The sequence below is a fragment of the Oceanibacterium hippocampi genome (genome assembly GCF_900172325.1).
Taxonomy (GTDB): Bacteria; Pseudomonadota; Alphaproteobacteria; order Sneathiellales; family Sneathiellaceae; genus Oceanibacterium; species Oceanibacterium hippocampi.
This window is the reverse complement of the sequence record NZ_FWFR01000001.1, coordinates 653,718-680,514: the sequence shown is the minus strand read 5'-3', so window position 1 is coordinate 680,514 and position 26,797 is coordinate 653,718. Positions and strand designations below refer to the sequence as shown.

At 66.2% G+C, this 26,797-nt stretch carries 24 protein-coding genes and 1 tRNA gene; 19 read left to right on the top strand and 6 right to left on the bottom strand.

The window, feature by feature from the left end:
- Position 1: 1 nt before the first annotated feature.
- Complete coding sequence (locus OCH7691_RS03160) at positions 2 to 1,459, bottom strand: NAD(P)-dependent oxidoreductase (RefSeq protein ID WP_085881956.1); 1,458 nt, start codon at positions 1,457 to 1,459, stop codon at positions 2 to 4.
- A 406-nt stretch (positions 1,460 to 1,865) separates the two neighbouring features.
- On the opposite strand from OCH7691_RS03160, the gene OCH7691_RS03155 reads away from it, so the two are divergent.
- Positions 1,866 to 2,666 carry an undecaprenyl-diphosphate phosphatase gene (locus OCH7691_RS03155; RefSeq protein ID WP_085881955.1) on the top strand — a complete coding sequence of 267 codons (801 nt, stop codon included), beginning with the start codon at positions 1,866 to 1,868 and terminating at the stop codon, positions 2,664 to 2,666.
- A gap of 6 nt (positions 2,667 to 2,672) precedes the next feature.
- Here OCH7691_RS03155 and OCH7691_RS03150 read toward each other — a convergent pair whose 3' ends face one another.
- Positions 2,673 to 3,620, bottom strand: a complete 948-nt coding sequence (locus OCH7691_RS03150) for a complex I NDUFA9 subunit family protein (protein ID WP_085881954.1) — start codon at positions 3,618 to 3,620, stop codon at positions 2,673 to 2,675.
- 143 nt (positions 3,621 to 3,763) lie between these two features.
- On the opposite strand from OCH7691_RS03150, the gene OCH7691_RS03145 reads away from it, so the two are divergent.
- From OCH7691_RS03145 to ptsN, 9 genes are all read left to right on the top strand, one after another.
- Positions 3,764 to 3,850: transfer RNA gene (locus OCH7691_RS03145), tRNA-Leu, on the top strand.
- Between the two features lie 92 nt (positions 3,851 to 3,942).
- Positions 3,943 to 4,557: a ribonuclease D gene (locus tag OCH7691_RS03140; protein ID WP_085881953.1), complete on the top strand. Its 615-nt coding sequence runs from the start codon at positions 3,943 to 3,945 to the stop codon at positions 4,555 to 4,557.
- A gap of 161 nt (positions 4,558 to 4,718) precedes the next feature.
- Positions 4,719 to 5,699, top strand: coding sequence for a KpsF/GutQ family sugar-phosphate isomerase (locus OCH7691_RS03135; protein WP_085881952.1), 981 nt, complete (start codon positions 4,719 to 4,721; stop codon positions 5,697 to 5,699).
- Positions 5,700 to 5,737: 38 nt separating this feature from the next.
- Positions 5,738 to 6,406 (top strand): LPS export ABC transporter periplasmic protein LptC, encoded by a 669-nt coding sequence (gene lptC / locus OCH7691_RS03130; RefSeq protein WP_085881951.1) that lies wholly within the window; start codon positions 5,738 to 5,740, stop codon positions 6,404 to 6,406.
- Positions 6,390 to 7,016: an LptA/OstA family protein gene (locus OCH7691_RS03125; RefSeq protein WP_085881950.1), complete on the top strand. Its 627-nt coding sequence runs from the start codon at positions 6,390 to 6,392 to the stop codon at positions 7,014 to 7,016. Before lptC ends, OCH7691_RS03125 begins: the two co-directional genes overlap by 17 nt.
- Before the next feature lie 38 nt (positions 7,017 to 7,054).
- Complete coding sequence (gene lptB / locus OCH7691_RS03120) at positions 7,055 to 7,846, top strand: LPS export ABC transporter ATP-binding protein (protein ID WP_085881949.1); 792 nt, start codon at positions 7,055 to 7,057, stop codon at positions 7,844 to 7,846.
- Between the two features lie 20 nt (positions 7,847 to 7,866).
- The gene (gene rpoN / locus OCH7691_RS03115) at positions 7,867 to 9,393 is read left to right on the top strand and encodes an RNA polymerase factor sigma-54 (RefSeq protein ID WP_085881948.1); all 1,527 of its coding nucleotides are present in this window, start codon (positions 7,867 to 7,869) and stop codon (positions 9,391 to 9,393) included.
- Positions 9,394 to 9,577: 184 nt separating this feature from the next.
- Complete coding sequence (gene hpf / locus OCH7691_RS03110) at positions 9,578 to 10,168, top strand: ribosome hibernation-promoting factor, HPF/YfiA family (protein ID WP_085881947.1); 591 nt, start codon at positions 9,578 to 9,580, stop codon at positions 10,166 to 10,168.
- Between the two features lie 30 nt (positions 10,169 to 10,198).
- A complete protein-coding gene (ptsN, locus tag OCH7691_RS03105) occupies positions 10,199 to 10,663 on the top strand; it encodes a PTS IIA-like nitrogen regulatory protein PtsN (protein ID WP_085881946.1) in 465 nt (154 codons plus the stop codon).
- An 80-nt stretch (positions 10,664 to 10,743) separates the two neighbouring features.
- Here ptsN and OCH7691_RS03100 read toward each other — a convergent pair whose 3' ends face one another.
- Together OCH7691_RS03100 and OCH7691_RS03095 are read right to left on the bottom strand one after the other, a co-directional pair.
- On the bottom strand, positions 10,744 to 10,962 hold the full coding sequence (locus OCH7691_RS03100; protein ID WP_085881945.1) for a DUF1150 family protein: 219 nt from the start codon (positions 10,960 to 10,962) through the stop codon (positions 10,744 to 10,746).
- Between the two features lie 18 nt (positions 10,963 to 10,980).
- Positions 10,981 to 11,439: an Hsp20 family protein gene (locus tag OCH7691_RS03095; protein WP_085883467.1), complete on the bottom strand. Its 459-nt coding sequence runs from the start codon at positions 11,437 to 11,439 to the stop codon at positions 10,981 to 10,983.
- A 174-nt stretch (positions 11,440 to 11,613) separates the two neighbouring features.
- Here OCH7691_RS03095 and OCH7691_RS03090 point away from each other — a divergent pair, with 174 nt between their 5' ends.
- A complete protein-coding gene (locus OCH7691_RS03090) occupies positions 11,614 to 13,125 on the top strand; it encodes a 3-hydroxyacyl-CoA dehydrogenase (RefSeq protein WP_085881944.1) in 1,512 nt (503 codons plus the stop codon).
- Positions 13,126 to 13,140: 15 nt separating this feature from the next.
- Here OCH7691_RS03090 and OCH7691_RS03085 read toward each other — a convergent pair whose 3' ends face one another.
- Positions 13,141 to 13,407, bottom strand: a complete 267-nt coding sequence (locus OCH7691_RS03085; protein ID WP_085881943.1) for a hypothetical protein — start codon at positions 13,405 to 13,407, stop codon at positions 13,141 to 13,143.
- A 240-nt stretch (positions 13,408 to 13,647) separates the two neighbouring features.
- Between OCH7691_RS03085 and OCH7691_RS03080 the strand changes: the two genes are divergently transcribed.
- From OCH7691_RS03080 to OCH7691_RS03045, 8 genes are all read left to right on the top strand, one after another.
- Complete coding sequence (locus OCH7691_RS03080) at positions 13,648 to 14,712, top strand: glycosyltransferase family 2 protein (protein ID WP_085881942.1); 1,065 nt, start codon at positions 13,648 to 13,650, stop codon at positions 14,710 to 14,712.
- Positions 14,712 to 16,598: an asparagine synthase (glutamine-hydrolyzing) gene (gene asnB / locus OCH7691_RS03075; RefSeq protein ID WP_085881941.1), complete on the top strand. Its 1,887-nt coding sequence runs from the start codon at positions 14,712 to 14,714 to the stop codon at positions 16,596 to 16,598. The genes OCH7691_RS03080 and asnB overlap by 1 nt, the downstream gene beginning before the upstream one ends.
- 10 nt (positions 16,599 to 16,608) lie before the next feature.
- Positions 16,609 to 17,688 (top strand): non-hydrolyzing UDP-N-acetylglucosamine 2-epimerase, encoded by a 1,080-nt coding sequence (gene wecB, locus OCH7691_RS03070; RefSeq protein ID WP_085881940.1) that lies wholly within the window; start codon positions 16,609 to 16,611, stop codon positions 17,686 to 17,688.
- Between the two features lie 89 nt (positions 17,689 to 17,777).
- Positions 17,778 to 18,752 (top strand): glycosyltransferase family 2 protein, encoded by a 975-nt coding sequence (locus OCH7691_RS03065; RefSeq protein ID WP_085881939.1) that lies wholly within the window; start codon positions 17,778 to 17,780, stop codon positions 18,750 to 18,752.
- 63 nt (positions 18,753 to 18,815) lie between these two features.
- Positions 18,816 to 20,408, top strand: a complete 1,593-nt coding sequence (locus OCH7691_RS23740) for a Gfo/Idh/MocA family oxidoreductase (protein ID WP_085881938.1) — start codon at positions 18,816 to 18,818, stop codon at positions 20,406 to 20,408.
- A gap of 31 nt (positions 20,409 to 20,439) precedes the next feature.
- Positions 20,440 to 21,570, top strand: a complete 1,131-nt coding sequence (locus OCH7691_RS03055) for a DegT/DnrJ/EryC1/StrS family aminotransferase (RefSeq protein ID WP_085881937.1) — start codon at positions 20,440 to 20,442, stop codon at positions 21,568 to 21,570.
- Positions 21,567 to 22,925: a nucleotide sugar dehydrogenase gene (locus tag OCH7691_RS03050; RefSeq protein WP_139839497.1), complete on the top strand. Its 1,359-nt coding sequence runs from the start codon at positions 21,567 to 21,569 to the stop codon at positions 22,923 to 22,925. Before OCH7691_RS03055 ends, OCH7691_RS03050 begins: the two co-directional genes overlap by 4 nt.
- A gap of 48 nt (positions 22,926 to 22,973) precedes the next feature.
- Complete coding sequence (locus OCH7691_RS03045) at positions 22,974 to 25,463, top strand: glycosyltransferase family protein (RefSeq protein WP_085881936.1); 2,490 nt, start codon at positions 22,974 to 22,976, stop codon at positions 25,461 to 25,463.
- On the opposite strand, the gene OCH7691_RS03040 is transcribed toward OCH7691_RS03045, so the two are convergent.
- Positions 25,453 to 26,775 (bottom strand): oligosaccharide flippase family protein, encoded by a 1,323-nt coding sequence (locus OCH7691_RS03040; RefSeq protein ID WP_085881935.1) that lies wholly within the window; start codon positions 26,773 to 26,775, stop codon positions 25,453 to 25,455. The two genes, OCH7691_RS03045 and OCH7691_RS03040, sit on opposite strands and share 11 nt — an antisense overlap.
- Positions 26,776 to 26,797: the final 22 nt, after the last annotated feature.

The following is a 26,797-nucleotide window of genomic DNA, read 5'->3' as shown; positions in this document are numbered from 1 at the left end:
GTCAGGATGCCAGGGCTTCCGGCGCCTCGCCCTCGGCGGGCGGCGCCAGTCGCTGCTGGATGAAACTGTGAATGCTCGCGGCCGCGTCGCGGCCATCGCGGATCGCCCAGACCACCAGCGAGGCGCCGCGGACGATGTCACCGGCCGCGAAGACGCCCTCGAGACTGGTCATCTGGTTGCGGAAACTGGCCTTGATGGTGCCCCAGCGGCTGACCTCCAGCCCGGGCTCTCCGAAGATCTGCGGCAGATCCTCGGGATCGAAGCCGAGCGCCTTGATCACCATGTCGGCATCGATCCGGTAGTCGGCACCGTCGATAGGCTCCGGCGTCTGGCGACCGCTGGCATCCGCCATGCCGAGACGCATGCGGGCGACCAGGGCGCCGTCGACCGTCTCGTTTCCGAGAAACGCCTTGGGCGCGGACAGCCAGACGAATTCGACGCCTTCCTCCTCCGCGTTGCGCACCTCGCGCATCGATCCGGGCATGTTGTCCCGGTCGCGCCGGTAGAGACACTTGACCGAGGTCGCGCCCTGGCGCACGGCTGTACGGACGCAGTCCATCGCGGTGTCGCCGCCGCCGACCACGACGACGCGCTTGCCTTTCGCGTTCAGGGTGCCGTCGTCGAAATCCGGCACCGAATCACCGAGGCCCTTGCGGTTCGAGGCGGTCAGGTACCGCATCGCCGGAAAGATATTGCCAAGGCTGGCGCCGGGAACCGAGATGTCGCGCGCCCGGTAGACGCCGGTCGCGATCAGGATCGCGTCATGCTTCTCGCGAAGTTCGCCGAGACTGGCATCGCGGCCGACCTCGAAGTTCAGCCGGAACTCGACCGCGGCATCGGCGAGCAGCCGGGTCCGCCGCTCGACAATGTCCTTTTCCAGCTTGAAGCTCGGAATGCCGTACATCATCAGGCCGCCTGCGCGGTCGTAGCGGTCGTAGACGACGACCTGGTAACCGCGCCGCCGCAGCTCCTCGGCGGCGGCCATGCCGCCCGGTCCGGCGCCGATGATGCCGATCGATTCCGCGCGCTCGACGCTCGGCGCGACCGGCTTGACCCAGCCCTGCTCCCAGGCGGTGTCGGTGATGTACTTCTCGACCGAGCCGATGGTGACCGAGTTGAAGTCCTTCTCGATCACGCAGTTGCCTTCGCAGAGCCGGTCCTGGGGACAGATCCGGCCGCAGATCTCGGGGAAGTTGTTGGTCGCCTGGCTGACTTCGTAGGCTTCCTCAAGCCGCCCCTCGGCGGTCAGCCTCAGCCAGTCCGGAATGTTGTTCTGGACCGGGCAATGCACCTGGCAGAAGGGTATGCCGCACTGCGAACAGCGGGCCGACTGCTCGCGCGCCGCATTCTCCTGGAATTCCGCGTAGATCTCGTGGAAATCGGTTCGCCGTTCGTCGGCGCCACGCTTGTCCGGCATGCGCTGCTCGATATTGACGAACTTGAGCATTCGTTCGGCCATGGCCCCAACCTTCAGAAGGATATTCGACTCTGTGACTTAATGACTTAGCGACTTACGACACCTGCCCCGGCACGGGCGGTCGGCGATCTGCGCCGATCCGGTCGTCGCGACCCACGGCTGTCTGACAGCCGGGCACGCGACACGCCTTGCCGGCTGGTCGCCGGCAGGCCAGGGAACTCGCTTATACAGAATGCCGGGCAGCCGTTCTAGAAAAAAGTCGATTATTGGTCAACATTCGTGACCTATTTTTTCAAGGAACCGCCGACCACGCCGCAACGCAGCATTCATCTCGGCGATTTCGGCGCGAAATAGTTCCGTTTCGGATCTTTTTTCGGACTGGCGAGGCAAAGGACCCGAATGCTATACAGCGCCCAGTTTCGCGCCCGGAATCAGGGTACCATTCGCGTTGACGCCTCTGCAAATCATCGTCCTCGCTGTCGTTCAGGGCGTCACCGAGTTCCTCCCGATCAGCTCCTCCGGTCATCTCGCACTTATCGGCACGCTCGGCACCTGGCCCGATCAGGGCCTGCTCATCGACGTCGCCGTTCATGTCGGCACGCTCGGCGCGGTGCTGCTTTATTTCTGGCGCGACCTCTGGTGGCTGCTGACCGGGCTCGGCGCCCTGATGCGCGGTCGTTACACGGAACCCGCCCGCATTCTCGTGTATCTCGCGATCGGCACGGTGCCGGTGGTGATCGCCGGTTTCCTGGTGGTCAAACTCGACCTCGAACCGATGCTGCGCCGGCCCGATGTGATCGCCTGGGCGACGATCGGCTTCGGGGTCCTGCTCTACCTGGCCGACAAGAGCAGCCTCACGCTCAAGCGCATGGAGCACATGACGTTCGGCACCGGCCTCATGATCGGCGCCTCGCAAATACTCGCGCTCATTCCAGGCACGAGCCGGTCGGGCATCACCATGACGGCGGCCCGCTTCGCCGGCTTCGAACGCCAGGACGCGGCCCGCTTCTCGATGTTGCTGTCGATCCCCACCGTGCTCGGCGCCGGCCTGCTTGGCGGCCTGGAATTGCACGACCAGGGAAATCTGCAGATTGCCGGCGACGCTGTGCTGGTCGCGGCGCTGTCCTTCCTGACCGCACTCGGCGCGATCTGGCTGCTGATGCGCTGGCTGCGCAACGCCAGCTTCACGCCCTTCGTGATCTACCGGCTCGGGCTGGGCATCCTGCTGCTTTACTGGCTCTATGCCTGAGGCCGGTCAGGCGAGCTTCTTTGGCAGAACCCCGGCGCGGCGATAACGGGCCAGATAGGACGGCACCACCGCCTCGACGCTGGCCGGCCGGATGTCCAGCGCGGCGAAGCCCTCGGCGCCGTCGGCGACGACATTGTCGACCGTCAGCGAATCGACCTGGTCGACGGTCAGCGGCGGGGCCGGCAACATCTGCAGGAACATCGCCTCGAACCGCGCCAGTCCGAACGGCAGCGGCAACAGCAGCCGCTTGCGCCCGGTCGCCGTCAGCACGACCTGCATCAGCTCGCGGAAGCTGTAGACCCGCGGCCCGCCGAGCTCGAAGGTCCGGCCACGGCAATCCTCGTCCTCGACCGCCCGGACGATCGCCTCGGCGACATCACCGACCCAGACCGGCTGGAAGCGGGTGTGACCGCCGCCAATCAGAGGCAGCGCAGGCGAAATCCGCGCCATGGCGGCAAAGCGGTTGAAAAAGGTGTCGTTGGCACCGAAAACGATGCTCGGGCGGACAATGACCGCGTCGGGCAGCGCGGCACGAACCGCCGTCTCGCCCGCGGCCTTGCTGCGCCCGTAGCGCGACGGCGAATCGGCGGCCGCGCCCAGCGCCGACATCTGCACGAAGGATCCGACACCGGCATCACGCGCCGCCTCGGCGACGATTCGGGCGCCGCGCTCATGCACGGCAGCGAAGGTCTGCGCGCCGCTCTCGTAAAGGATGCCGACAAGATTGATGACGACGTCCGAGCCGGTGACGGCGGCGCGAACCGATTCCGCGTTCCGCAGATTGGCCTGCACGGAGACGATCTGTCCGACATTGCCGAGCGGCTGCAGGATGGCGGCCGCGTTCGGATCACGCACCGGCACACGGATGCGATAGCCCTTCTGCGCCAGCCGCTGCACGAGATGACGGCCTATGAAGCCGGCGCCGCCGAAAATCGTTACCAGTCGTGCTGTCATTGCCGCATTCCTTCAAGTCGCGCACCTCTGCCGTCGCGTTTCGGGTTTTGCCGCAAAGGCCGCGCCGTGTCCAGCTTCGCCGGATCCCGATTTCCCTGTTGACATGATAGCCGGGCGTATTAAAACCGCCATCCTTGGAAGGCGCCCAGGTGGCGGAATTGGTAGACGCGCTAGCTTCAGGTGCTAGTGGCCGTAAGGTCGTGGAAGTTCGAGTCTTCTCCTGGGCACCATTCCAAGATGCTCCGTTGCGTGAACCGGTCCCGGCCGGCCCCGGCGGAACCTCATTCCGGCCACGGCAACGCCGACGGGTTCGCGACCGATAATGGCAATATTCCTCCACCAGGGCGATCTGCCGGCCGATGTCAGCTTCGGCGACAGCGTCGCGATCGACAGCGAGACCATGGGTCTCGATCCGCACCGCGATCGCCTGTGCCTGGTCCAGTTGTCCGCCGGCGACGGCGACGCACATCTGGTCCAGTTCGCCCCGGGCGAATATGCCGCGCCGAACCTGAAGCGCCTGCTGGCCGACCCGGCTGTGCTGAAACTGTTCCATTTTGCCCGCTTCGACGTCGCGGTGCTGCGCAAGTACCTGGGCGTGCTCTGCGCCCCGATCTATTGCACGAAGATCGCCTCCCGGCTCTGCCGCACCTATACGGACCGGCACGGCCTAAAGGACATCTGCCAGGAGCTGCTCGACGTACAGTTGTCCAAGCAGCAGCAATCCTCTGACTGGGGCGCCGAGGAAATCAGCCCGGCGCAGCGCGAGTACGCAGCCTCGGACGTCCTCTACCTGCATCGTCTGGCGGAACGCCTCGACGTGATGCTGGCGCGCGAGAAGCGGACCGACCTCGCCGCCGCCTGTTTCGCCTTCCTGCCGACCCGGGCCGAGCTCGATCTCGCGGGCTGGCCGGATATCGATATCTTCGCGCATTCCTGAACCGTCCAGCTCTCCGCCGAGCCTTGGCCCAACGGCCGGCTTTCGAAGGACGTTCCGCACCTGCAATTGCAATTGCAGGGTGGAATGACCATACTTTGGCACAGATTTTGTTAGGAGCCGGGTTCGGCCCCGCAGTAACCGTCGGAAAGAAGCCCAAACTCATGAAAGTAAAGGAAAAGTCGGCGCCCCTCTCGCCCGATCTCGAGGCCGCCGGCCGTGTCCTGTCGATCGAGGCGGAGGCGCTGCGGGCGCTCGGCGACAGCCTTGACGACAGTTTCGAACGGGCCGTCGACCTGCTCCATGCGGTCACCGGACGCGTCGTCATCAGCGGCATGGGGAAGAGCGGGCACATCGGGCGGAAGATCGCCGCGACCATGTCATCGACCGGATCGCCGGCCCTGTTCGTGCATCCCGGCGAGGCGAGCCACGGCGACCTCGGCATGATCACCCAGTCGGACGCGGTGCTCTGCCTTTCCAATTCGGGCAACACGAACGAACTGGCCGACATCATCGCCTTCACCCGGCGCTTCTCGATCCCGTTGCTGGCGATGGTCGGGCGCCCGACGTCATCCCTGGGCGACGCCGCCGATGTGACGCTGGTGCTGCCGACGGTGCCCGAAGCCTGCCCGATGGGCCTCGCCCCGACGACTTCGACGACCATGATGCTGGCACTCGGCGACGCGCTCTCGGTGGCGCTGCTGCAGCGGCGGGGATTCTCCCCGGACAATTTCCAGGTACTGCACCCGGGCGGCAGCCTTGGCGCCTCGCTGATCAAGGTTTCCGAGATCATGCATGTTGGCGACGAACTGCCGGTCGCCCGGCCGGACACGTCGATGCGTGAGGCACTGATCGTTATGACCGCGCGAAGCTTCGGCTGTGTCGGCGTCGTCGATGCGGCAGGCGACCTGCTCGGCATCATCACCGACGGCGACCTCCGGCGCCACATGGACAACGACCTGCTCAATCGCCGGGCCGAGGAAATCATGACCCGGGCGCCGAAGACGATCCGGCCGGGGGCACTGGCGGCTGAAGCGCTGGGACAGATGAACGCGACCAAGATTTCCTGTCTCTTTGTGACCGAAGGCCGACGACCGGTCGGCATCATCCGCGTCCATGACTGCCTGAGCGCCGGCGTCGCCTGACGGCGCGCGGCTCGCCCGGGCGAGGAAGAGCGACGACAATGGCAGCCACAGATCTGGAAGGAAGGCGGCACTGGCGGATCGAGGGTCCGCAGCGCCAGCGTGCCCGGGTCAGTCCTGCCTACACGCGCTTCGTGCTGGTCATGAAGCTCCTTCTGCCGACACTGGCGGTCGTGCTCGCGGTCGCCCTGCTCGCCTGGCCGAGCCTGGTCCCGCGCGATCGCACGATCGTCATCGAGCAGGCGGATATCGAAGTCGGCGACGAGGGCCTCACCATGGTCAACGCCCGCTTCGTCGGCCTCGACAGCGAGCAGCGACCGTTCACCGTGACCGCCTCGAGCGCGAGCCGGAATCCGGACGACCCCCAGATCATCAAGCTCGCCAGCCTGCAGGCCGACACGACGATGGAGGACGGCGCCTGGATGTCGCTTTCCGCCGACAATGGATTGTTCCGGCAGAAGAAGAAATGGCTCGACCTCACGGGAAACATCGAGATCTTTTCCGATACCGGCTACCAGTTCCATTCGGAGACAGCCGAGATCGACCTCGCGAACGGCCGCGCCTGGAGCAAGACACCGGTCCAGGGGCATGGCCCGAGCGGAGAGATACAGAGCGACCGGCTCTTCATCGACCGGGACGCCAATATCGCCCGCTTCGACGGCAACGTGCATGTGCTGATCTACGGCAAGGGCAATGACAAGGGCGGGTGATGAACGGAAGGCGGCCGCGATGGTCCATGGTTTGAGTACGGCACGGCTGCGGCTCGCGCTGATCGCCCCGCTTGCGCTTCTTGCGGCATTCTGGCTCGGGCCGGCGGCCGCGCAATCGCAGATGAGCGGCATCGGCTCCAGCGACGCCCCGATCGACATCACGTCCGATACACTGGAGGTCCAGCAGGACAAGCAGCTCGCGATCTTCACCGGCAATGTCCGCGCCACCCAGGGCGACATGCTGCTCAATTCGTCCCGTCTCGACGTCTATTACGTGGGCAAGAACAGCGACGGCACGACCGGGGGCGGCCTGGGCTCGGGCGACGTCAAGCGCCTGGAAGCCTACGGCGACGTCTTCCTCTCGACGACCGGCGAGACGGCGCAGGGCGACCTCGGAATCTACGACCTGGAGAAGCGGGTCTTCATCCTCGAAGGCAACGTGGTGCTGAACCAGGGCGACAACGTCCTGCGCGGACAGCGCATGGTCTGGAATCTCGACACCGACCGGATCGTCGTCGACGCGGCGAAAAGTACCGGCCGCGGCGAGGCGACGACGGAGAAGCAGGAGCGGGTAAAGGTCCGCATCCAGCCGAAGAAGAAGACCCAGTAGGGCACGCCTTAGCCAGCCGATACGGATTATTAATCGAAATGACCGATAACCATGATGCTGCGACTGAAGGAAATGAAGGGATTGCGGGGCCTCGTCTTGTGAGCAGCAATCAGGGCCTCGAAGCCATCAACATCGGAAAGCGCTTCAAGAAGCGTCCGGTCTTGCGCGGCGTCAGCGTCTCCGTCAATCGCGGCGAGGCGGTCGGACTGCTCGGCCCCAACGGGGCCGGCAAGACGACCTGCTTCTACATCATCACCGGCCTCATTCGGGCCGACTACGGGACGATCAAGCTGGATGGCCAGGATGTCACCGAATTGCCGATGTATCGACGCGCCCGCGCCGGTATCGGCTATCTGCCGCAGGAAGCGTCGATCTTCCGTGGCATGTCGGTCGAGAACAATATCCGCGCCGTCCTCGAGATCGTCGAGCCCGAACGCGACAAGCGGGAAGCGATGCTGAACGACCTGCTGGCGGAATTCTCGATCGGCCACCTGCGCAACACGCCGGCCATCGCCCTGTCCGGCGGCGAGCGACGCCGCGTCGAGATCGCCCGCGCCCTGGCCTCGCAACCGAGTTTCATGCTGCTCGACGAGCCGCTCGCCGGCATCGATCCGATCGCCGTCAACGAGATCCGCGAGCTGGTCTTCCATCTCAAGGATCGCGGCATCGGGGTGCTGATTACCGAGCATAATGTCCGCGAGACGCTCGACCTGATCGACCGCGCCTACATCCTGAACGAAGGCGAGGTTCTGATGGAAGGTCCGCCCAGCGAGATCGTCGCCCACGAGGATGTGCGCCGCGTCTATCTCGGGGACCGCTTCAGTCTGTAACGGAGCGGGACCTCAAGGCCATGGCCATCACCCCACGACTGGAGCTGCGCCAGACCCAAACCCTGGTCATGACGCCGCAACTGCAGCAGGCGATCCGCCTGTTGCAGCTCTCCAATCTGGAACTGGTCGACTATGTCGAGGCGGAGCTCGAAAAGAACCCGCTGCTCGAGCATGACGAGGGCGATCGCCCGGAAGCCGCGGAAAGCGATCCCGGCAGCAGCGGCGATCGGGTCGAGGTCACCGCCGACAGCGACTCGCTCACCGGCCTCCAGGCCGGCTCCGGCGATACCTCCGACGACAGCCAGCCGCTCGACACCGATTACGACAATCTGTATTCCGGCGACAGCGCCAGCGACCAGCCGGCGAACGGCGAGGCCGGGGGCGGCGATTACGCGTTCCGCGAGAGCCGCGGCAGCGCCGGCGCCGGCGGCGACTACGACCCGATGGCCGGGCTGACGGAGGAGAAGGATCTTCGCCAGCATCTGCACGACCAGTTGACGGTCACCTTCACCGAACCGAAGGCGCTGCTGATCGGCGCCCACCTGATCGAGTGCCTCGACGACGCCGGGTATCTGACGGAATCGGTCGACGAGGTTGCGGAGCGGCTGGGCGCTCCGGCTGCCGAGGTCGAGGCGACCCTGGCCACTCTCCAGACCTTCGAGCCGACCGGCGTGTTCGCGCGCAACCTCTCGGAATGCCTGGCCCTGCAGCTGCGCGAGCTCAATCGGCTCGACCCGGCGATGGAGGCCATGCTCGAGCGCCTCGACATGTTGGCGGAAGGCGACCTGAACGGCCTGATGCGCCATTGCCAGGTCGACGCCGAGGATCTGACCGAGATGGTCGCCGAACTGCGCCGGCTCAATCCGAAACCGGGCCTGCAATACGGCACCGAGATCGCGCAGACTGTCATTCCCGACATCTTCCTCAGGCGCGGCCCCGGCGGCGACTGGATCATCGAGCTGAACAGCGAGACCCTGCCGCGCCTGCTGATCAACGAGCGCTATCTGGCGACCGTCAACGGCAGCACGCGCGACAAGGCCGAGCGGGCCTTTGTCAGCGACTGCCTGGCCTCGGCGAACTGGCTCATCAAGTCGCTCGACCAGCGCGCCAATACCATCCTCCGGGTCGCCAGCGAGATCGTTCGCCAGCAGACGGCCTTCCTCGATCACGGCGTCGCCCATCTGCGGCCGCTCAACCTGCGGACCATTGCCGACGCCATTTCGATGCACGAGAGCACGGTGAGCCGGGTCACCGCGAACAAGTATATCGCCACCCCGCGCGGCATCTTCGAGATGAAATACTTCTTCACCACGGCGATCGCGGCGGTCGACGGCGAGGCCAGCCATTCGGCCGAGGCGGTCCGCCAGAAGATCCGGGAGCTCATCGAGGAAGAACCGCCGAAGTCGATTCTTTCCGACGACAAGATCGTCGATCTGCTGAAAAGCGACGGCGTCGACATTGCCCGGCGCACGGTCGCCAAGTATCGCGAGGCGATGCGCATCCCCTCTTCCGTGCAGCGCCGACGATTGAAGAAAAGACTGGCGTGACGTGCTATAGTCGGCGACGTGAACGCATGTCGCGAGTCGATAACGCCGGCCACTGTTGACAGCGTCAATCGCCGGCCCTATGTTCCCGCCCCCATTGGGAGGTCCGGCCACGAAAAGGTGCGTATTGGCCAAATGGCTTCGCGACCGCGGCAGCTCCCCTTCCGCTTTATTTCCGGTCTGAACAATGAAGATTCACGTCAATGGCAAGCAAATTGACGTGGGAGACGCTTTGCGCACCCACGTTGAAGAACGGCTCACCTCGGGCACGGCGAAATACTTCGCCAACGCGCTCGAAGCGAGTGTGACGTTCCGGCGCGACGGCCATCAGTTCCGCGCCGAATGCAGCGTCCATGTCGGCGCCGGCATCGACGTCGCCGCGTCGGCGGCGGCAGGGGACGCCTATGGCAGCTTCGATCTCGCCGCCGAACGCATCGAGAAGCAGCTCAGGCGCTACAAGCGGCGGCTGCGCAGCCACCGCGGCAACGAACGCGCCGACGGCGCCGAGAGCCTGGCCCAGCGCTACGTGCTGGCGGCCGAGGAGGAAGGCGCCGAGGGCGAGGTCGCGGAAGAGTTCCAGCCGCTCATCGTCGCGGAATCAAGAACCAGCATCGTCCAGTGCACGGTCGGCGACGCAGTCATGCGGATGGACCTGGCCGACGAGCCGGTCTACCTGTTCCGCAATATCGGCAATGGCGCGCTGAACGTCGTCTATCGCCGCAAGGACGGCAATATCGGCTGGATCGAACCGGCCAGGGTCGAGACGGGACGCGCCTGAGGCGCGGTTCCGTGTGACAAGCGAGGCACCATGGAGATCCAAGACCTCCTGACTCCGGAGCGGGTCATTCCCGCCCTGAGAGCGACGAGCAAGAAGCAGGCGCTGCAGGAAATGGCCGCAACCGCCGCGGAAGTGACCGCGCTTCCGGAACGTACCGTGTTCGACACCCTGCTGGAGCGCGAACGTCTGGGCACGACGGGCGTCGGCCACGGCATCGCCATTCCGCACGGCAAGCTCGCCGGCATCGACCGGATCTTCGGCTTCTTCGCCCGACTGACCAAGGCCGTCGATTTCGACGCCGTGGACGGCGAGCCGGTGGACCTGATCTTCCTGCTGCTGGCACCGGAGAACGCCGGGGCCGATCACCTGAAGGCGCTGGCCCGGATTTCCCGGACGCTGCGGGATCGCGCGATGTGCGAGAAGCTGCGCGGCAGCGACGACCGCGACGCCATCTACGCGCTGCTGCACGACAGCACGACAGAACACGTTTCCTGACACGGACCCCGCGCGACCGCGCCGGCCGCACCCGGCCGGCGGGCCCGATCCGGAGAGCGTCCTCGAACGGTTTCCGTCGCTCAGTGCAGCGCGACCGTCTGCAGCTCGTTCTCGTGGGCGGCCGCTAGGGCGGCGATATGGCTTTCGGCGGCCAGCAGCCGGATGCCGTCAGCCGAATAGAGGACATGGAAGACGCGGCCGTTCTCGCCCTGTTCCCGCCGCACGTAAGCGAGATGGGGAAGACCGAGGGCCGCAAGGCCGGCAGGCGTGATTCGCCGCAACATTTCACCTGTGTTCATCACTGAGACTCCTGCAAATCAGGTACGTTCGATCTCGGGGGCAACGGCCGTCGACTGATGGCGGGGCTTGCCCAGACCGATCTTGATTTCGCGGACGACCGATGTCGGCTCGGGCTTCCGGAGCTCCACATGGAGCAGGCCGTTCTCGAGCTCCGCGCCGGTAACCTCGAGGCCTTCCGCAAGGACGAAGGCGCGCTGGAACTGCCGGGCGGCGATGCCGCGATGCAGATAGATGCGCTCCGTCTCCTCGCGCTGCCGGCCGCGCACGATCAACTGGTTCTCCTCGAGCGTGATTTGCAGATCGCCCTCGGCGAAACCCGCGACCGCCAGCGTGATGCGCAGTCGTTCCTCGCCGATCTGTTCGATGTTGTAGGGCGGATAACCGTCGTTCGACGCCTTCGCGGCGCGATCGACGAGCTGCTCGAAATGATCGAATCCGAGCAGCAGCGGACTGTTGAACATGGACATTCTGGACATCGAGAACTCCTCCGACGAGCGAGCCTTGACGGCGCGGCCCGCAATGGCACCGCATGCCGTTCGCGGTCCCGACCCGGACCGCATCCCTAGATTTAGGGATTGCCGACGCTTGATCAAGGTTGCCTATGCGGGGCCGCGTCGGCACGATGCGCCGGTCCGAAGAACGAGGAAACAATGAAAAACGAGCAGAATTCCGACGCGATTACCGTCGGCATCGTCGGTGCCGGCGCCATGGGTCGCGGCATCGCGCAGGTCTCCGCCACCGGCGGGATGCGGGTGAAGCTTTTCGACGTGGCCGACGGCGCCGCCGCCAAGGCGCGCGATTTCGTCGCCGGCATGCTGCAGCGTGCCGTCGAGAAGGGCCGGATGGAGGCGGACGAACAGGCTGCCGCGCTCGACCGTATCAGCGTCGCCGCGTCGATCGCCGATCTCGCCGACTGCGACCTCGTTGTCGAGGCGGTGGTCGAGAGGCTCGACGTCAAGCAGGCGCTGTTCCGCGACCTCGAAGCGGTGGTCGGCGACGACGCCATCCTCGTCTCCAACACCTCGAGCCTGCGCATTGCCGGCATCGCCACGAACTGCACCCGGCCCGAGCGCGTTGCCGGTCTGCATTTCTTCAACCCTGTACCGCTGATGAAGCTGGTCGAGGTGATCCGCGCCCCGGCGACCTCGCCGGCGGTGATCGAGCGGCTCACGGCGATCTCGAAGCGGATGGGCCGGGTCCCGGTCGTGGTCCAGGACGCGCCGGGCTTTCTAGTCAATCTCGGCGGCCGCGCCTACACGACGGAGGCGATGCGGATCGTCAGTGAGGGGGTTGCGGAGCCCCACGAGGTCGACGCCATCATGCGCAATGCCTGCGGTTTCCGGATGGGGCCATTCGAACTGGCCGACCTGACCGGGATGGACGTCAATTTCCCCGTCAGCATGGTGATCTTCAACGGTTACTTCCAGGACCGCCGGCTCGCAACCTCGCCGATCCACGAAAGCATGCAGGTTTCCGGTCGCCTCGGGCGCAAGAAGGGAATCGGCTTCTACCGCTATGACGACAAGGGCAATGCGATCGACCCGCCGCAGGTCGCCAAGCCCGACGCGGCACCGGTCGAGCGGATCGCGCTGGCCGAACCGGACAGCCGGCTGTCTGACCTGTTCCGTCGGGCCGGGGCCGAGATCCTGGCGGCCGACGACGGCCAGGCACCCCTGGTCGCCGCCCCGGTCGGCGAGGACTGCACGACGATGGCGGTTCGCCTCGGCTGCGACCCGAAACGCCTGATCGGCATCGACATGGTAACCGGGGTCGCCCGCTGCGCCACCGTGATGGCGGCGCCCGGCGCCGACCAGGCGTTGCTCGACGGGGTCGCGGCACGGCTCGCGAATGTCGCCGGCGAGGTCGTGCGGATCAAGGACTCGCCGGGCTTCGTCGCCCAGCGGATCCGCGCCATGATCGCCAACCTGGGTTGCGAGATGGCGCAGATCGGGGTCGCCTCGCCGGACGATATCGACAAGGGAATGACCCTCGGCCTGAATTATCCGGAAGGGCCGCTGGACATGACCGACCGGATCGGCGCCGGGACGGTGCAGGCGATCCTGTCGCAGATCCAGGCGATCACCGGGGACGACCGCTATCGACCCAGTCTCTGGCTGCGGCGCCGGGCGATGCTCGGCCTCCCGGCCAAGACCCCGGACTGAGGCGCTACCGAGGCACTATTGCAGGCGGTCGGTCGCGGCCTGTTCGGCCAGTTCGACCATCTCGCGGAGCGCGTCACCGGTCCGCTCGCCGAGGCTCGACTGCATCGCCTGCATCAGCGTCGCCATCATCGCCGCCGTGAAAACGCCGCGGTCGAGACCGGCGCGTTCGCAATCGGTCCAGGCCTGGTCGAGATGACCGGTGATGATCTCGGCCGCCTGCCGCAACAGCGCCTGGGTCGCTTCGTCCGGGGCCGCGATCGGGCTGTCCGAATCCTGTGCCATGTCGTTCTCCTGTTCGCCGGGTCGAGCCCGCTGGCGGCTCGAGGCCGCCCCGTGGCTGAGAGATATAACCGAACCGGGCGGCGCAGGCAGGGAAAACCGAACCGTGCCCGGGACGGTTCCATCCCTGTGATAATATCCGGCCGCGCCGTCGGGCGAATGCGGGTTGCGGAACGACAGCGGCGCTCGTAAGACAAACGGGACAAGCGCCGGCCCGGCCCTATTCCCTGCCCGACGAGACCGATGACCGCTTCCGCCATCGAACCATGTCACCTGTCCGTTGTCATGCTGATGTACAACGAGGCCAAGATCGCGGAACGCAACCTGCGCGAACTCGCGAGCTATCTCGCGACCACGATGAACGCGGGTCAGGGTTACGAGATCGTGGTCGTCGACGACGGCAGCCGGGACGGAACCGCCGAGATCCTGGCCAGGCTGGCAGCCGAGGGCCTGCCGCTCCGGGTCGCCAGCCACCCGGTCAATCTGGGCCGCGGCTTCGGCGTCCGCACCGGATTTGCGGCGTCGCGCGGCGCCTACGTGATTTACCTCGATTCCGATCTTTCCTATTCGCCGGACCATATTCCGGCACTGCTCGCGCCGCTCGCAAACGGCACGGCCGACATCACGCTCGCCTCGGCCTATCATCCGGACGGTTCGATCGAGAATGTGCCGGGACTGCGGCTCGCGGTTTCCAGGCTCGGCAACCGAATCCTGACCTGGGGCCTCCGGCGGCGCTTCCACACCGTCACCTGCCTGGTCCGGGGCTTCCGTCGCGAGGTGCTGGAGACCCTGGTGCTCACTTCGGGCGACAAGGATATCCACCTGGAGATTCTGACCAAGGGCATGCTGCTCGGCTTCCGCGTCGAGGAGGTGCCGGCCCGACTCCGCTGGCGCGACCGCGACCGGGCGTCAGGCACCGGTATCGGCGCCATCTTCCGGATGACCGAAACGATCTCGAGCCACCTGCTCTACAGCTACATGATGCAGCCGGGCCTGATCGCCCGGGCACCGCTTTATGTGCTCGGCGCGCTGGTGATCGCCGGCAGCCTGCTGTTCCTCTACAATTTCGTCGCCCGTCTCGCCGGCCTCGGCGGGGTCCCCGACGAGAGCCTCTACGCGGCGATACGCGGCAGCATCGTCGACGGCCAGGTCACGTTGTCGATCGTCGCGATATCCGCCCTGTTCGCGATCCAGCTCGTCTCCCTAGTCTATCTCGCCAAGGTCAACCGCAAGCATTACGAGGAGCTCTATTACCTGCTCTCCGTCGTCAATGCGCGTGTGAAGGCACTGGAAGGCAAGAAAGACTGATGTGCGGTATCGCCGGCATCCTCGGCGCCCGGGAGCCAGGGCCAATGCTCGCCCGGATGCTCTCGGCGATGGTCCATCGCGGCCCCGATAACGAAGGCATCTGGCAGGCACCCGGGATCGCCCTCGGTCATCGCCGGCTGTCGATCGTCGATCTTTCGCCGGCCGGGAACCAGCCGATGCGGAACGACGACGGGGACACGATCCTGGTCTGCAACGGCGAAATCTACAACGCACCGGCGCTGGCCGAGCGCCAACGTGCCCGCGGCGCCCGTTTCCACTCGCGCAGCGACAACGAGGTCCTGCTACACGGCTACCGCCAGGAGGGACTGGCCGCGTTCCCGACCGTCAACGGCATGTTCGCCGCGGCGATCTGGGATACCGAGCGGCGGCGTCTTGTGCTCGCCCGCGACCGGCTCGGCATCAAGCCGCTCTATGTCCGGGAGCATAAGGGGCTTGTTCTTTTCGCCTCCGAAATAAAAGCGATTCTTGCGGCAATGCCGGAGGACCTGACGATCGACCCCACCGGTCTCGGGCAGTATCTCGCGTTCGAGAATTGTTTCGAGGGGCGCGGCCTGCTGGCCGGTATCGAGATGGTCCAGCCCGGCGAGATCCGCGTCTTCGACGCCGATGGCGGCCGGCAGCGTACGCGTTTTTGGTCGCTCGCCTTTGCCGGGGAACCGGACGCGGGCGCCGTCGCCGCCACTGACGAGGGACTCGCCGACCGCTTTGTTCGCGAGGCCGGCGGAGCGGTGCACCGCCACCTGATGAGCGATGTCCCGGTCGCCGCCTATCTGAGCGCCGGCTTCGATTCGACGACCGTGGCGCATTTCGCTGCCGGCGAGGGTCCGTTGCGGACCTTCACCGGAAGCTTCGGCGCCGGCGGCTGGTACGACGAGGCAGGCGGCGCGGCCGAGGTCGCCGCCGCCATCGGCAGCCGGCACGAGACGGTCACGATCGACGCCGGCGATTTCGCCGCCCATTTCGACGCGGTGGTCGCCGCCCTTGACGAGCCACGCATGGGACCGGGGGCCTTCTCCCAGTATGTCGTCGCCCGACGCGCCGCGTCCGACGTCAAGGTCATCCTGACCGGTCATGGCGGCGACGAGTTCTTTTCCGGCTATCCGGTCTTCAAGATCGCCGAACTGAAACGCCGGATGACGCGGAACCCGCTTGCGGCGGCGGCGCTGCTCGCCTCTTTCCGGGCCAGCGAATGGCCCCATCTCGGCTATTTCCTGCTGCGCTCGCTGGCCGGCGGGGAAACCCGCCACGGTTTGCCGGTGCTGTTCGACAAGGCAGCCCGCAGGCGGCTCATGGGGGGCGAGGATCCCGGCGAGGCGCCGGACGCGGCGCTCGCGCGCATGACAGCCGGAGAGGACGATCCCTACCGGCGGCTGATGGCGATCTATGTCGGAGCCTATCTGCCCGGCCTGTTCATGGTCGAGGACAAGATCTCGATGGCCCATTCACTGGAATCGCGGACCCCGCTCTGCGACAATGACCTGGTCGATTTCGCGCTGTCGATCGCGCCCGACCGTAAGCTCGCCGGCGGCGTGCTCAAGGCGATCCCGAAGCGCGCCATGCGGGGCCGCCTGCCCGAAGGACTTTACCGGATGCCGAAACGGGGCTTCCCGACACCCCTCGCGCGCTGGTTCCGTGGCGAGCTGCGGAGCTTCGTGGAGGCCCGCCTGCTCGACCCGGAAGCGCCCGTCCGCCGGCTTCTCGCCGCGCCCGCCGTCGATGCGCTCACCCGGCGCTATCTCGCACCCCGCGAACCGCGACATCGCATCCTCGACGAATTGCCGACGCGACGGATCTGGGCGCTGCTGTCGCTCGACAGCTGGCTGCGCGGCCTCGAAGGCTCATACGGCATCCGTCTCGGATCATGAGGATCGCACGATGACCCAGACGGCCAGGCAGTCCCGGGGACAGCCTTTCACGATCCTGACCGTGGTCGGCGCGAGGCCGCAGTTCGTCAAGGCGGCCGCGGTCAGCCGGGCCTTGCGCGGGCAATCCGGAATGCGAGAGCTTCTCGTCCACACCGGACAGCATTTCGACCGCGAGATGAGCGCCCTCTTCTTCGAGGAACTCGAACTGCCGGAACCGGTTCGCAATCTCGAGATCGGCGGCGGCTCGCATGGCGCGATGACGGGGCGGATGCTGGCCGCACTCGAAACCGCGATGACCGGGTTCGCGCCCGACGCCGTGCTAGTCTACGGTGATACCAACTCGACGCTGGCCGGCGCACTGGCCGCGGCCAAGCTGGCTATCCCGGTCATCCATGTCGAGGCCGGCCTGCGTTCCAACCGACGCAGCCAGCCGGAAGAAATCAACCGGGTCGTCGCCGACAGGCTCAGCACGATGCTGCTCTGCCCCACCCGGGCCGCGATCGCCAACCTGGAACGCGAGAACGTGCCCGGCGAGATCCGTCATGTCGGCGACGTGATGTATGACGCGACGCTGTTCGCGCTCGAACGGGTCCGGGACCGTCTGGCGCCGCTCGACCGCCTCGGGCTCCGGGACCGGAACTACGCGGTCGCGACCCTGCACCGGGCGGAGAATGTCGATGACGGCGACCGGCTCCGCCGCCTTGTCGATTATCTCCGGACCGAGGCGAAGGAGCAGCCGGTGGTGCTGCCGCTGCACCCGCGAACCCGCGAGCGGCTGTCCCGGTTTGACGTCGACACGACCGGTCTGTTGCTGACATCGCCGCTCGGCTACCTGGAAATGACCCGCCTGCTTGCCGGCGCGGCGCATCTGTTCACCGATTCCGGCGGCATGCAGAAGGAAGCCTATTTTCACCGGGTGCCCTGCACGACGCTCCGCGACGAAACCGAATGGGTCGAAACGGTCGAGGCGGGCTGGAACCGGCTGTGGCAGGGCGGGCCCCGGACCGGCCAGCGCGAGATCGCCGACTACGGCACCGGGACTGCGGCGGCGCGCGCCGTCGAGGCGATCCGACACCATTTCAGGATATGAGTTTCGGGCAATATAGTTGCCCCGGACCGGAGCCTCTGATAGGTAGCGCGGATCCCCGGAACATCATTTCATCGGGCGAGGAGCCGTCCTTGTACAAGTCCGCGACTATTGCCGTCGTCGTCCCTGCTTACAACGAAGAGACACAGATCGGCCGGGTCATCGAGACCATGCCGGACATCGTCGATTCGATCGTCATCGTCGACGACAAGAGCCGGGACGGCACCGCCGACCGCGTCCGCGCCTACCAGAAGGACAACCCCCGCGTGGTCCTGGTCGAGCATGCGGTCAACCAGGGCGTCGGCGGGGCGATCGCGTCCGGCTACAAATGGGCGCGCGACAACGATATCGACATCGCCGTGGTCATGGCCGGCGACGGCCAGATGGATCCGGACGACCTGCCGCGCATCGTCGAGCCAGTCGCGACCGGCGGGTTCGACTATTCGAAGGGCAACCGGCTGATCTACGCGGACGCCTACACGACGATCCCGAAGACCCGCTTCTTCGGCAACGCCATCCTGTCGCTGCTGACCAAGATCGCCTCCGGCTACTGGCATATCGCCGACAGCCAGACCGGCTATACCGCGATCGGCAAGCGGGCGCTGGCGGAGATCGACTGGGACCGGATGTACAAGCGCTACGGCCAGCCGAACGACCTGCTGGTGACGCTGAATGTCCACGAATGCCGGGTCAAGGATGTGCCGGTTCGCCCGGTCTACAATGTCGGCGAGAAGAGCGGCATCCGCATCCACAAGGTCGTGTTCACGATCGGCTGGCTGCTGTTCAAGCGCTTCATGTGGCGGCTCGGCACGAAATACCTGATCCGCGATTTCCATCCTCTGATCCTGTTCTATGGCCTGGGCATGTTCCTGCTGGCCATGAGCCTGATCCTGTTCGTCCGCCTCATCGTTGTCTGGATCGCCGAGGGCGACGCCCCGGACATGACGATGATGGCGATGCTGTTCGCCTTCTCGATCGGGCTGCAATCGACCTTCTTCGCCATGTGGTTCGACATGATCACGAACCAGCATCTGCGGGTCGGCGAAAAGTCCGGCGACGACAAGTAGGACCGATCGAGGCTTCTCGCATGTACGGTACGGCCGCCACCCTGAAAATCCCGGGATCCATCTATGACCGCTAGGCATGTAGCGCTGGTCGGCAGCGGCTATTGGGGCAAGAATCTCGCCCGCGTTCTTTCCGAGCTCGGCGCGCTGGCCGCGATCTGCGACAGCGATCCGGAACTCGCCGGCCCGATCGCCGAGAAGTTCGACGTGCCGCTGATAGGCTCGCTCGGCGACATCCTCGCCGACGAGGCGATCACGGCGGTCGCCGTGGCAACGCCGGCCGGCACCCACTACCGGGTCGCCCGCGACGCCCTGCTGGCCGGCAAGGACGTGTTCGTCGAGAAGCCGATCGCGCTCGAGCTGTCGGACGCCGAGGACCTCGCCCGGATCGCCGCGGCGGAAGGCCGCGTGCTGATGGTCGGCCATCTGCTGCACTATCACCCGGCTTTCCTGCGGATGCTGGAAGCGGTCCGCGAAGGCGAGCTCGGGCGGCTTCGCTACGTCTATTCGAACCGGCTCAACATCGGCAAGCTGCGGCGCGAGGAGAATGTTCTCTGGAGTTTCGCGCCGCATGACATCTCGATGATCCTGGCGCTTGCAGGCGAGCGTCCGAACCGCGTCTCCGCGGTCGGCCACTGTTACCTGCACGAAACGATCGCCGACACCACGCTGACCCATCTGGACTTCCCGTCCGGCCTGCATGGCCATGTCTTCGTCTCGTGGCTGCATCCGTTCAAGGAACAGAAGCTGGTCGCCGTCGGCGAAAGCGGCATGCTGGTCTTCGACGACACCCTTGGCTGGGACGACAAGCTGCTGCTCTACCGTCACGGCATCGAGTGGAAGAACGGCGTCCCGGTCGCCAACAAGGCCAATGCCGAGCGTGTCGTGCTCAGCGAGGGCGAGCCGCTGACCGCCGAGATGAGTCATTTCCTCGACTGCGTCGCGACCCGCCGGACGCCGCGCACCGATGCCCGCGAGGGGATCGACGTGCTTTCCATCCTCCACGCGGCGCAGCAAAGCATGGATGCGGGACGACCCGCCTCGCCCGCGGCAGCAGCAGAGGCGGCGGCGAAACCGGCCGCCACGGCCAGGTCCGACTATTTCGTCCATCCGAGCGCGCTCGTCGACGACGGCGTCTCGGTCGGCGCCGGCAGCAAGATCTGGCATTTCTCGCACGTGCTCGGCGGCAGCAGGCTCGGCGCGCGCTGCGTCATCGGCCAGAACGTCATGATCGGCCCCGATGTCGCGATCGGCGACGGCTGCAAGCTGCAGAACAACGTCGCCGTCTACAAGGGCGTGACGCTGGAGGAAGACGTCTTCTGCGGCCCCAGCATGGTCTTCACCAACGTCTTGACGCCACGCGCCCATGTCGAGCGCAAGGACGAGTTCCTGCCGACCCTGGTGCGACGCGGCGCGACCATCGGCGCCAACGCGACAATCATCTGCGGCGTCACGCTTGGCCGCTACTGCATGATCGGCGCAGGCGCGGTGGTGACCAGGGACGTCCCCGACCATGCGCTGGTCGTCGGCAATCCGGCGCGGCGGATCGGCTGGGTCAGCGAGAGCGGGGAGCGACTGGGCGACGATCTCGTCTGCCCGCGCAGCGGCCAGCGCTATCGCGAGACCGCCGACGGCACACTCGAAGCATGTAACGGCTGAATTGCAGCATCGCTAGCCAGGGAGAAGGCTCATGGCCATTCCGTTCGTCGATCTGAAGACACAGCACGCGCGGATCGCCTCCGAAGTCGACCGGCGCATCCAGGATGTGCTGACGCACGGCAAGTATATTCTCGGCCCGGAAGTGGCCGAGTTCGAGAAACGACTGGCCGATTTCTGCGGCGCCCGCCACGCGCTCGGCGTCTCGAACGGCACCGATGCGCTGCAGATGCTGCTGATGGCCAAGGAGATCGGCCCCGGCGCCGCCGTGTTCGTGCCGAGTTTCACCTTTACCGCGACGGCCGAGGTCATCCTGCTGCTCGGCGCGACGCCGGTCTTTGTCGAGGTCGACGAGCGGACCTTCAACATCGATCCAGCCGACCTGGGGGCCAAGATCGCGGCGACGCGGGCCGCCGGCCTGCTCGAGCCGCGCGCAATCATCGCCGTCGACCTGTTCGGCCTGCCGGCCGATTACGAGGCGCTGATGCCGATCGCCGAGCAGGAGAACCTGTTCCTGCTTGCCGACAGCGCCCAGAGCATCGGCGGCGGCCTCGGCAACCGCCGGGTCGGCGCCCTTGGCCACGCGACCGCGACCAGCTTCTTCCCGGCCAAGCCGCTCGGCTGTTACGGCGACGGCGGCGGCATCCTCACCGACGACGAGGCGCTCTACGAGGTCTGCCGTTCGATCCGCGTGCACGGCCAGGGTACGGCGAAATACGATGTTGTCCGGATCGGCGTTAACGGGCGCCTCGACACCATGCAGGCGGCCATCCTGCTGGCCAAGCTCGACATCTTCGCCGACGAACTCGACCGTCGCGAGGCGGTCGCGCTGGAATATGACCGGTGGCTTTCCGGCACCCTGCAGACCCCGCTTCGCCCGGCCGGCTATCGCAGCGCCTGGGCGCAGTACACCGTGCTGGTCGACGACCGGGAGGCGCTCCAGAAGAGCCTCGCCGAGCAGGGCGTCCCAAGCGCGGTTTACTATCCCCGGCCGATGCACCTGCAGCCGGCCTATCGCGACTATGGCGACGGCGAGGGTTCGCTGCCGGTTTCCGAGCGGCTTTCCGAACGCGTCCTCAGCCTGCCGATGCATCCCTACCTGGAAAGCGCCGATATCGAGCGCATCTGCGACCTGCTTCTCCAGGGTGTCCGGAAGGCGGCATGATGAACGAGATCCCGGCACCCGTCACAAGCGTCGGCAAGACGCTGCTTGCCCGCATCGAGGATCGGTCCGCGGTCATCGGCATCGTCGGCATGGGGTATGTCGGGTTGCCGCTGGCCTTCGCCGTGACCGGGGCCGGATTCCGGTCGATCGGCTTCGACATCTCGCCCGAGCGCGTCGCGGACCTGAACGCCGGGCGCTCCTACATCAAGACGATCCCGGCCAACAAGATCGCCGAAATGCGGAAGGGCGACGGTTTCCGCGCCAGCGCGGATTTCACCGAGATCGCCTCGGTCGACGCGATCCTGATCTGCGTGCCGACGCCGCTGACCCGGCATCGCGAGCCGGACATGTCCTATGTGGTCGGCACCGCCACGAGCCTGCAGCCGCATCTCCGTCCGGGCCAGCTCGTGGCGCTGGAATCGACGACCTATCCCGGCACCACCGACGAGGTCCTGCGACCGATCCTGGAAAAGGACGGACTGAAATCCGGCACCGACCTGTTCATTGCCTACTCGCCCGAGCGGGAGGATCCCGGCAACATCAACTTCACCACCTCGACGATCCCGAAGGTCGTCGGCGGCGACGGCCCGGACGCCCTCAGCCTCGCCTGCGCGCTTTACGGGGCGATCACCAACCGGGTCGTTCCGGTTTCCTCGACTGCCACGGCCGAGGCGGTGAAGCTGACCGAGAACATCTTCCGGTCGGTCAATATCGCGCTCGTCAACGAGCTGAAGACGATCTACCGGGCGATGGACGTCAATGTCTGGGAAGTGATCGATGCCGCCAAGACGAAGCCGTTCGGCTACATGCCCTTCTATCCCGGCCCCGGGCTGGGCGGGCACTGCATCCCGATCGACCCCTTCTACCTGACCTGGAAGGCGCGCGAGTTCGACTTGCGCACGCGCTTCATCGAGCTCGCCGGCGAGATCAACACGATGGCGCCCTACCAGGTCGTCGAGCGGCTGATCGAGGCGCTCAACCGGCGCCAGGGCAAGAGCCTGAAAGGCATGCCGGTGCTGCTCATGGGCGTCGCCTACAAGAAGAACGTTGACGATATGCGCGAGAGCCCGGCGCTGAAGCTGTTCGAACTGCTCGAGGCGCGCGGCGCCCTTGTCGATTTCCACGACCCGTTCGTGCCGCAGATTCCCGAGACGCGGGAGCATCCGGAATTCGCCGGCCGGACAAGCGTCTCCCTGACGACCGAGGCGCTGGCCGGCTACGCTGTCGCGCTGATCTGCACCGATCACGACGATGTCGACTATGAGGCCGTGGTCCGCTGCGTTCCCCTGGTCATCGACACGCGGAACGTCACGCGCGACCTGCAGGGGACCTACGACAATATCGAACTTGCCTGACACCGCCCGCAGGTCCCGGCAGTCGCCGGGGGCGGCGCCGACCGCCCGATGATCGGTTATCTGGGCGCCATCACCGGCTGCCTGATTGCTTTCGGGCTCGCCCCGCTGGCGGTCTACGGTCTTGCCGCCCGGATTTTCCGGCCCGCGTCCGGCGACCACTTGCGTCTGCTTCTCGTGGTCGGCGGGCTCGGCCCCGCCGCGCTGACATGGCTGCTCTGGCTCGGCCTCGCGCTGGCACCCGGCCAGCCCGGCGCGCTCTACCCGGCGATCACGACACTGCCCTGCCTCGCACTCCTGTGGGCGACGCGCGAGGCGCTCGCGCCGCTTCGCCGGGATGTCACCGTCATGCTCGGGACCCGGCTCCGGCGCCGGCTCGCGGCAGGACTGTTGCTCCTCCTGATCGTCGTCGTCGGCTACCTGGTCACCGTGCCGATGATGGCGCACGACCCGCTGCAATATGTCTCGGTCGCGCAGATCATCTTTCGCGACCTTTCGCTTGCCGGCTACCCGCCCAACCCGGCCGATCCGGAACTCGGTGTCTTCGTCGCCGCCACCCACCCGCCCGGCCACCTGATGCACCTGCTCTGGACCTTCCTGTGGCAGGGTGACCGGGAAGGGATTGCCTTCCTCAGGTTGTTCAGCGTCTTCTACTGGCTGGCCCAGTCCGCCAGCCTGTGGGCGCTGCTCCGGCCGCGCGGCCCGCTCGTCGCCCTCCTCGGCGCGCTCGGCGTCTTCTGCGCCCCGCTCTATGTCGAGACGGTGCTGATCGCCCATATCGATCCCTACCGAATCTACACGCTGTGGACCGCCGTCGTGCTGGCCGCCTGGGCGGCGCGGCAGTGGAACCCCGCCGCCCTCGCCTTTGCCGGCGCGGCCATCGGGCTCGCCATGTTCAGCCATTCGATCGGCATCGTGGCGCTGCCGTTTGCCGCCGCCGCCTATTTCCTGGTCACACCGGGCGCCTTCTGGCGCGTCGCCTTCGGCAGGCGGCTCGCCGGGGTCATCCTGCTGACCGTCGCGGCTCTGGCCATCGGCGGCTGGCAATATCTCGAGAACACGATCAATACCGGCTTCCCGGTCGGCGACACGGCCTCGATCTGGGAGCTTGCCGAGCTGAACTACGACGATCAGCTGCGGGAACTGCGTGACCTCTCGGGCCTCTGGGAACTGATCGTCCTCGGCGCCCTCCGGCTGTTCGTCGCGGACAATTATTTCGGTCTGATCTTCTGGATCCTTCCCGTCCTGCTGCCCTTCACCTGGCGGCGCTTCGCCGAGGACAGGGTCGGCCTGTCGTCGCTCATCTTCATCGGGCTTTTCTATCTTCTGGTCGCGGCGACGCTGGCCGTCGATTCGGTTCTGATCGTCAAGAACAACCGCTACCTTCTGACCCTCGCCCCGTTCTTCGCCTATTCGGGGATCCTCGCCATCCTGTTCGCCTGGCAGCGCCTCGGCGCCGGATTCGGGTCGTTCAAGCCGCCGGACCGGGTAATGGCCTTGCTCGACCGCCTGCCCGTCCAGCTGCCCGAGTTCCGGATCATGGCGCAGGGCGCCTTCGCCGTTGCGGTCGTGGCGGTCTTCTTCACATCGCTCGCCGCGACGCGCGAACGCCTCAGCAGCTACCGGCATTTTCTCGCGCCGATCGCGACCCTGGCCGGTGATCCGTTCCGCGCGATCGCCGACGATCCGCGAACCTTCGGCCCGACGATCAGCTTCGCGAGAAAGCATCTGGCGGGCAATGCGTTGCCGCTGGTCTATCGGCAACCGGAGTTCTCGGTTTACGCGTGGCATCCCTCGATCCGCGCCATCGATCCCACACTCGCCGATTTCTACCGCAGCCGCGACGCAGCCGGCGCGATCAAACGGCTCAGGCGGCTCGGAATCGACCATGTGATCACGCCGCGCAACTACCTGCCGCTCACGCTCGGCAATTCGGCGATGGAGGAACTGGTCGCGGACCCGCACTATTCGGAGCTGCTCTACCAGGACAACCGGAACCAGGTATTCCGCTTACATGACAGCCCGGTTCGGGTCCGTTGCGAACCGGTTCCGGGATTCGATTCCGGCTGGACCACGGACCTTCTGCAGAACGGTGACGATACCAACATCATTTGGGACCATAACGCCGACGGCGAAACCGTTCGCCGGCTGATCTGGGACGAGGACGGCAGGATCAGGGTCATGTCCCAGGCGGTCGAAATGGCCCCGATCCGCGAGCACCTGCCACCGGAACTGGCGGCGCGCCCGCTGGTCCTCCGTCTGACGTCCGCCGTGCGGGGCGACGGATGGGTCCGGGTCGATCAGTTGAATTATACCGACGCCGGCTACGAGCTGGAGGAGCGGCCGGTCTGGCAGGGCCGGGTGATCTCGAGCGAGCGTGCGATCGATCTGCAGTTCATCGTCCCGCCGTCCGCCGCGATCATTCGCTTCGCACTCCGGAACGACGGCTCGATCAGGGGCGACGTCGAATTGCGGGCGTTCCGGCTCTGTGTCATCCATCCGGCGGAAGGGGATGGTGCCGGAACCGCCCTCAAACAGTGAGACCGAGGGTCCGGCGCGCCAGGATCTTCATCCAGACCACATAGAGAACATAGGCGCCGGCGGTCCCGAGCGCCGCCCCCTCCATCCCGAGGAAGGGCACCAGCGCGAAATTCAGTACCAGGTTCGAAAGAACGACCAGCGCCTTGAAGATGGTCTGCGTCCCGGGCCGGTTACCCTGTACAAGCAGCATGTCGAGCGGCAGGTAGCCGGCCGCGGCGACAATGCCGAGGGCAAGGATGATCGCCGACGGCAGACCGTCGAGGTAGCGCGGATTGCCGAGCACGATCTCGACGAAGAACGGAAAGACCAGGCAGGCGATCAGGGCAGCGACGGCGACGCCCCCGTAGGTCAGGCGGGCGATCTTGCGGATCTCGACTTCGAGCTCGGCCTGGCGGCCGGCCTCCAGCAGGCGTGCGATCGTCGGGTTCAGCACGTTGCGGACGACGATCGGCAGTTGGGAAATTCCCTCCATCACCAGCGCGGCAATCGAATAGATCCCGACGGCAGTATCGGACAGGAAGATGCCAAGGACGAGGACATCGACACGGGTGTTGAGTTCCGAGAGCGAGCCGGACAGCGCCGACCGGAATCCGAAGACCAGATGGGTCCGGATCCGCTCGAACTCCAGCACCGCCCTGAGGGCGACATGGCGGCCGAGATAACCCGCCAGCCCGACGCTCAGTACGACCTCGCCGAGGCTGATCGAGGCGGCGATGCTCGGCCCGGAGTAGTCCATCGCCATCCAGAGGAAGACGAAAGCCAGGACCAGGAGGAAGCGCGAGCTCTGGAATATCGCGAAGGCCCGCATGTGGTGCAGGCCGTTCACCGTATTCAGAAGCACCTTGTTGACCGAATAGAGCCAGAGGCCGGGCAGCACGAATAGCCAGCCGGTCATCACGTCATCGCTGCCGACGATCAGCCCGATCGCCGGCGTGAACAGGAAACCGGCCAGCACGACGAAGCTCGCCACGCCGGCCACCGCGACGAGCGCCGATCCTACCTCCGCGGCGATTTCCTGGCGCGCCTCGGTCCCGGCGGCGGCGGACAGCACGGAGACCCGCCGCAATACCGAGAAATGGACGCCGAAGACCGCGAACTGCGCAGCGAGAATGTAGAAGGCTAGGACCTGGTTGAAGACCCCGAGCACTGCCGGCCCGTAGAAGCGCCCGATGACCAGGTTGACCAGTACGCCGCTGAGCGCGAGGGCTGCGAAGCCGCCCATGTTCCAGACGACGTCGCGCCCGAAGCTGCGCTGTCCGCCGCCGGCGCCGCCCTCTCCCCCGTCGCTGCTCTCGCCCTGTCGGTCCGCCAATGTGGTCGCTCCTCCCGATGCG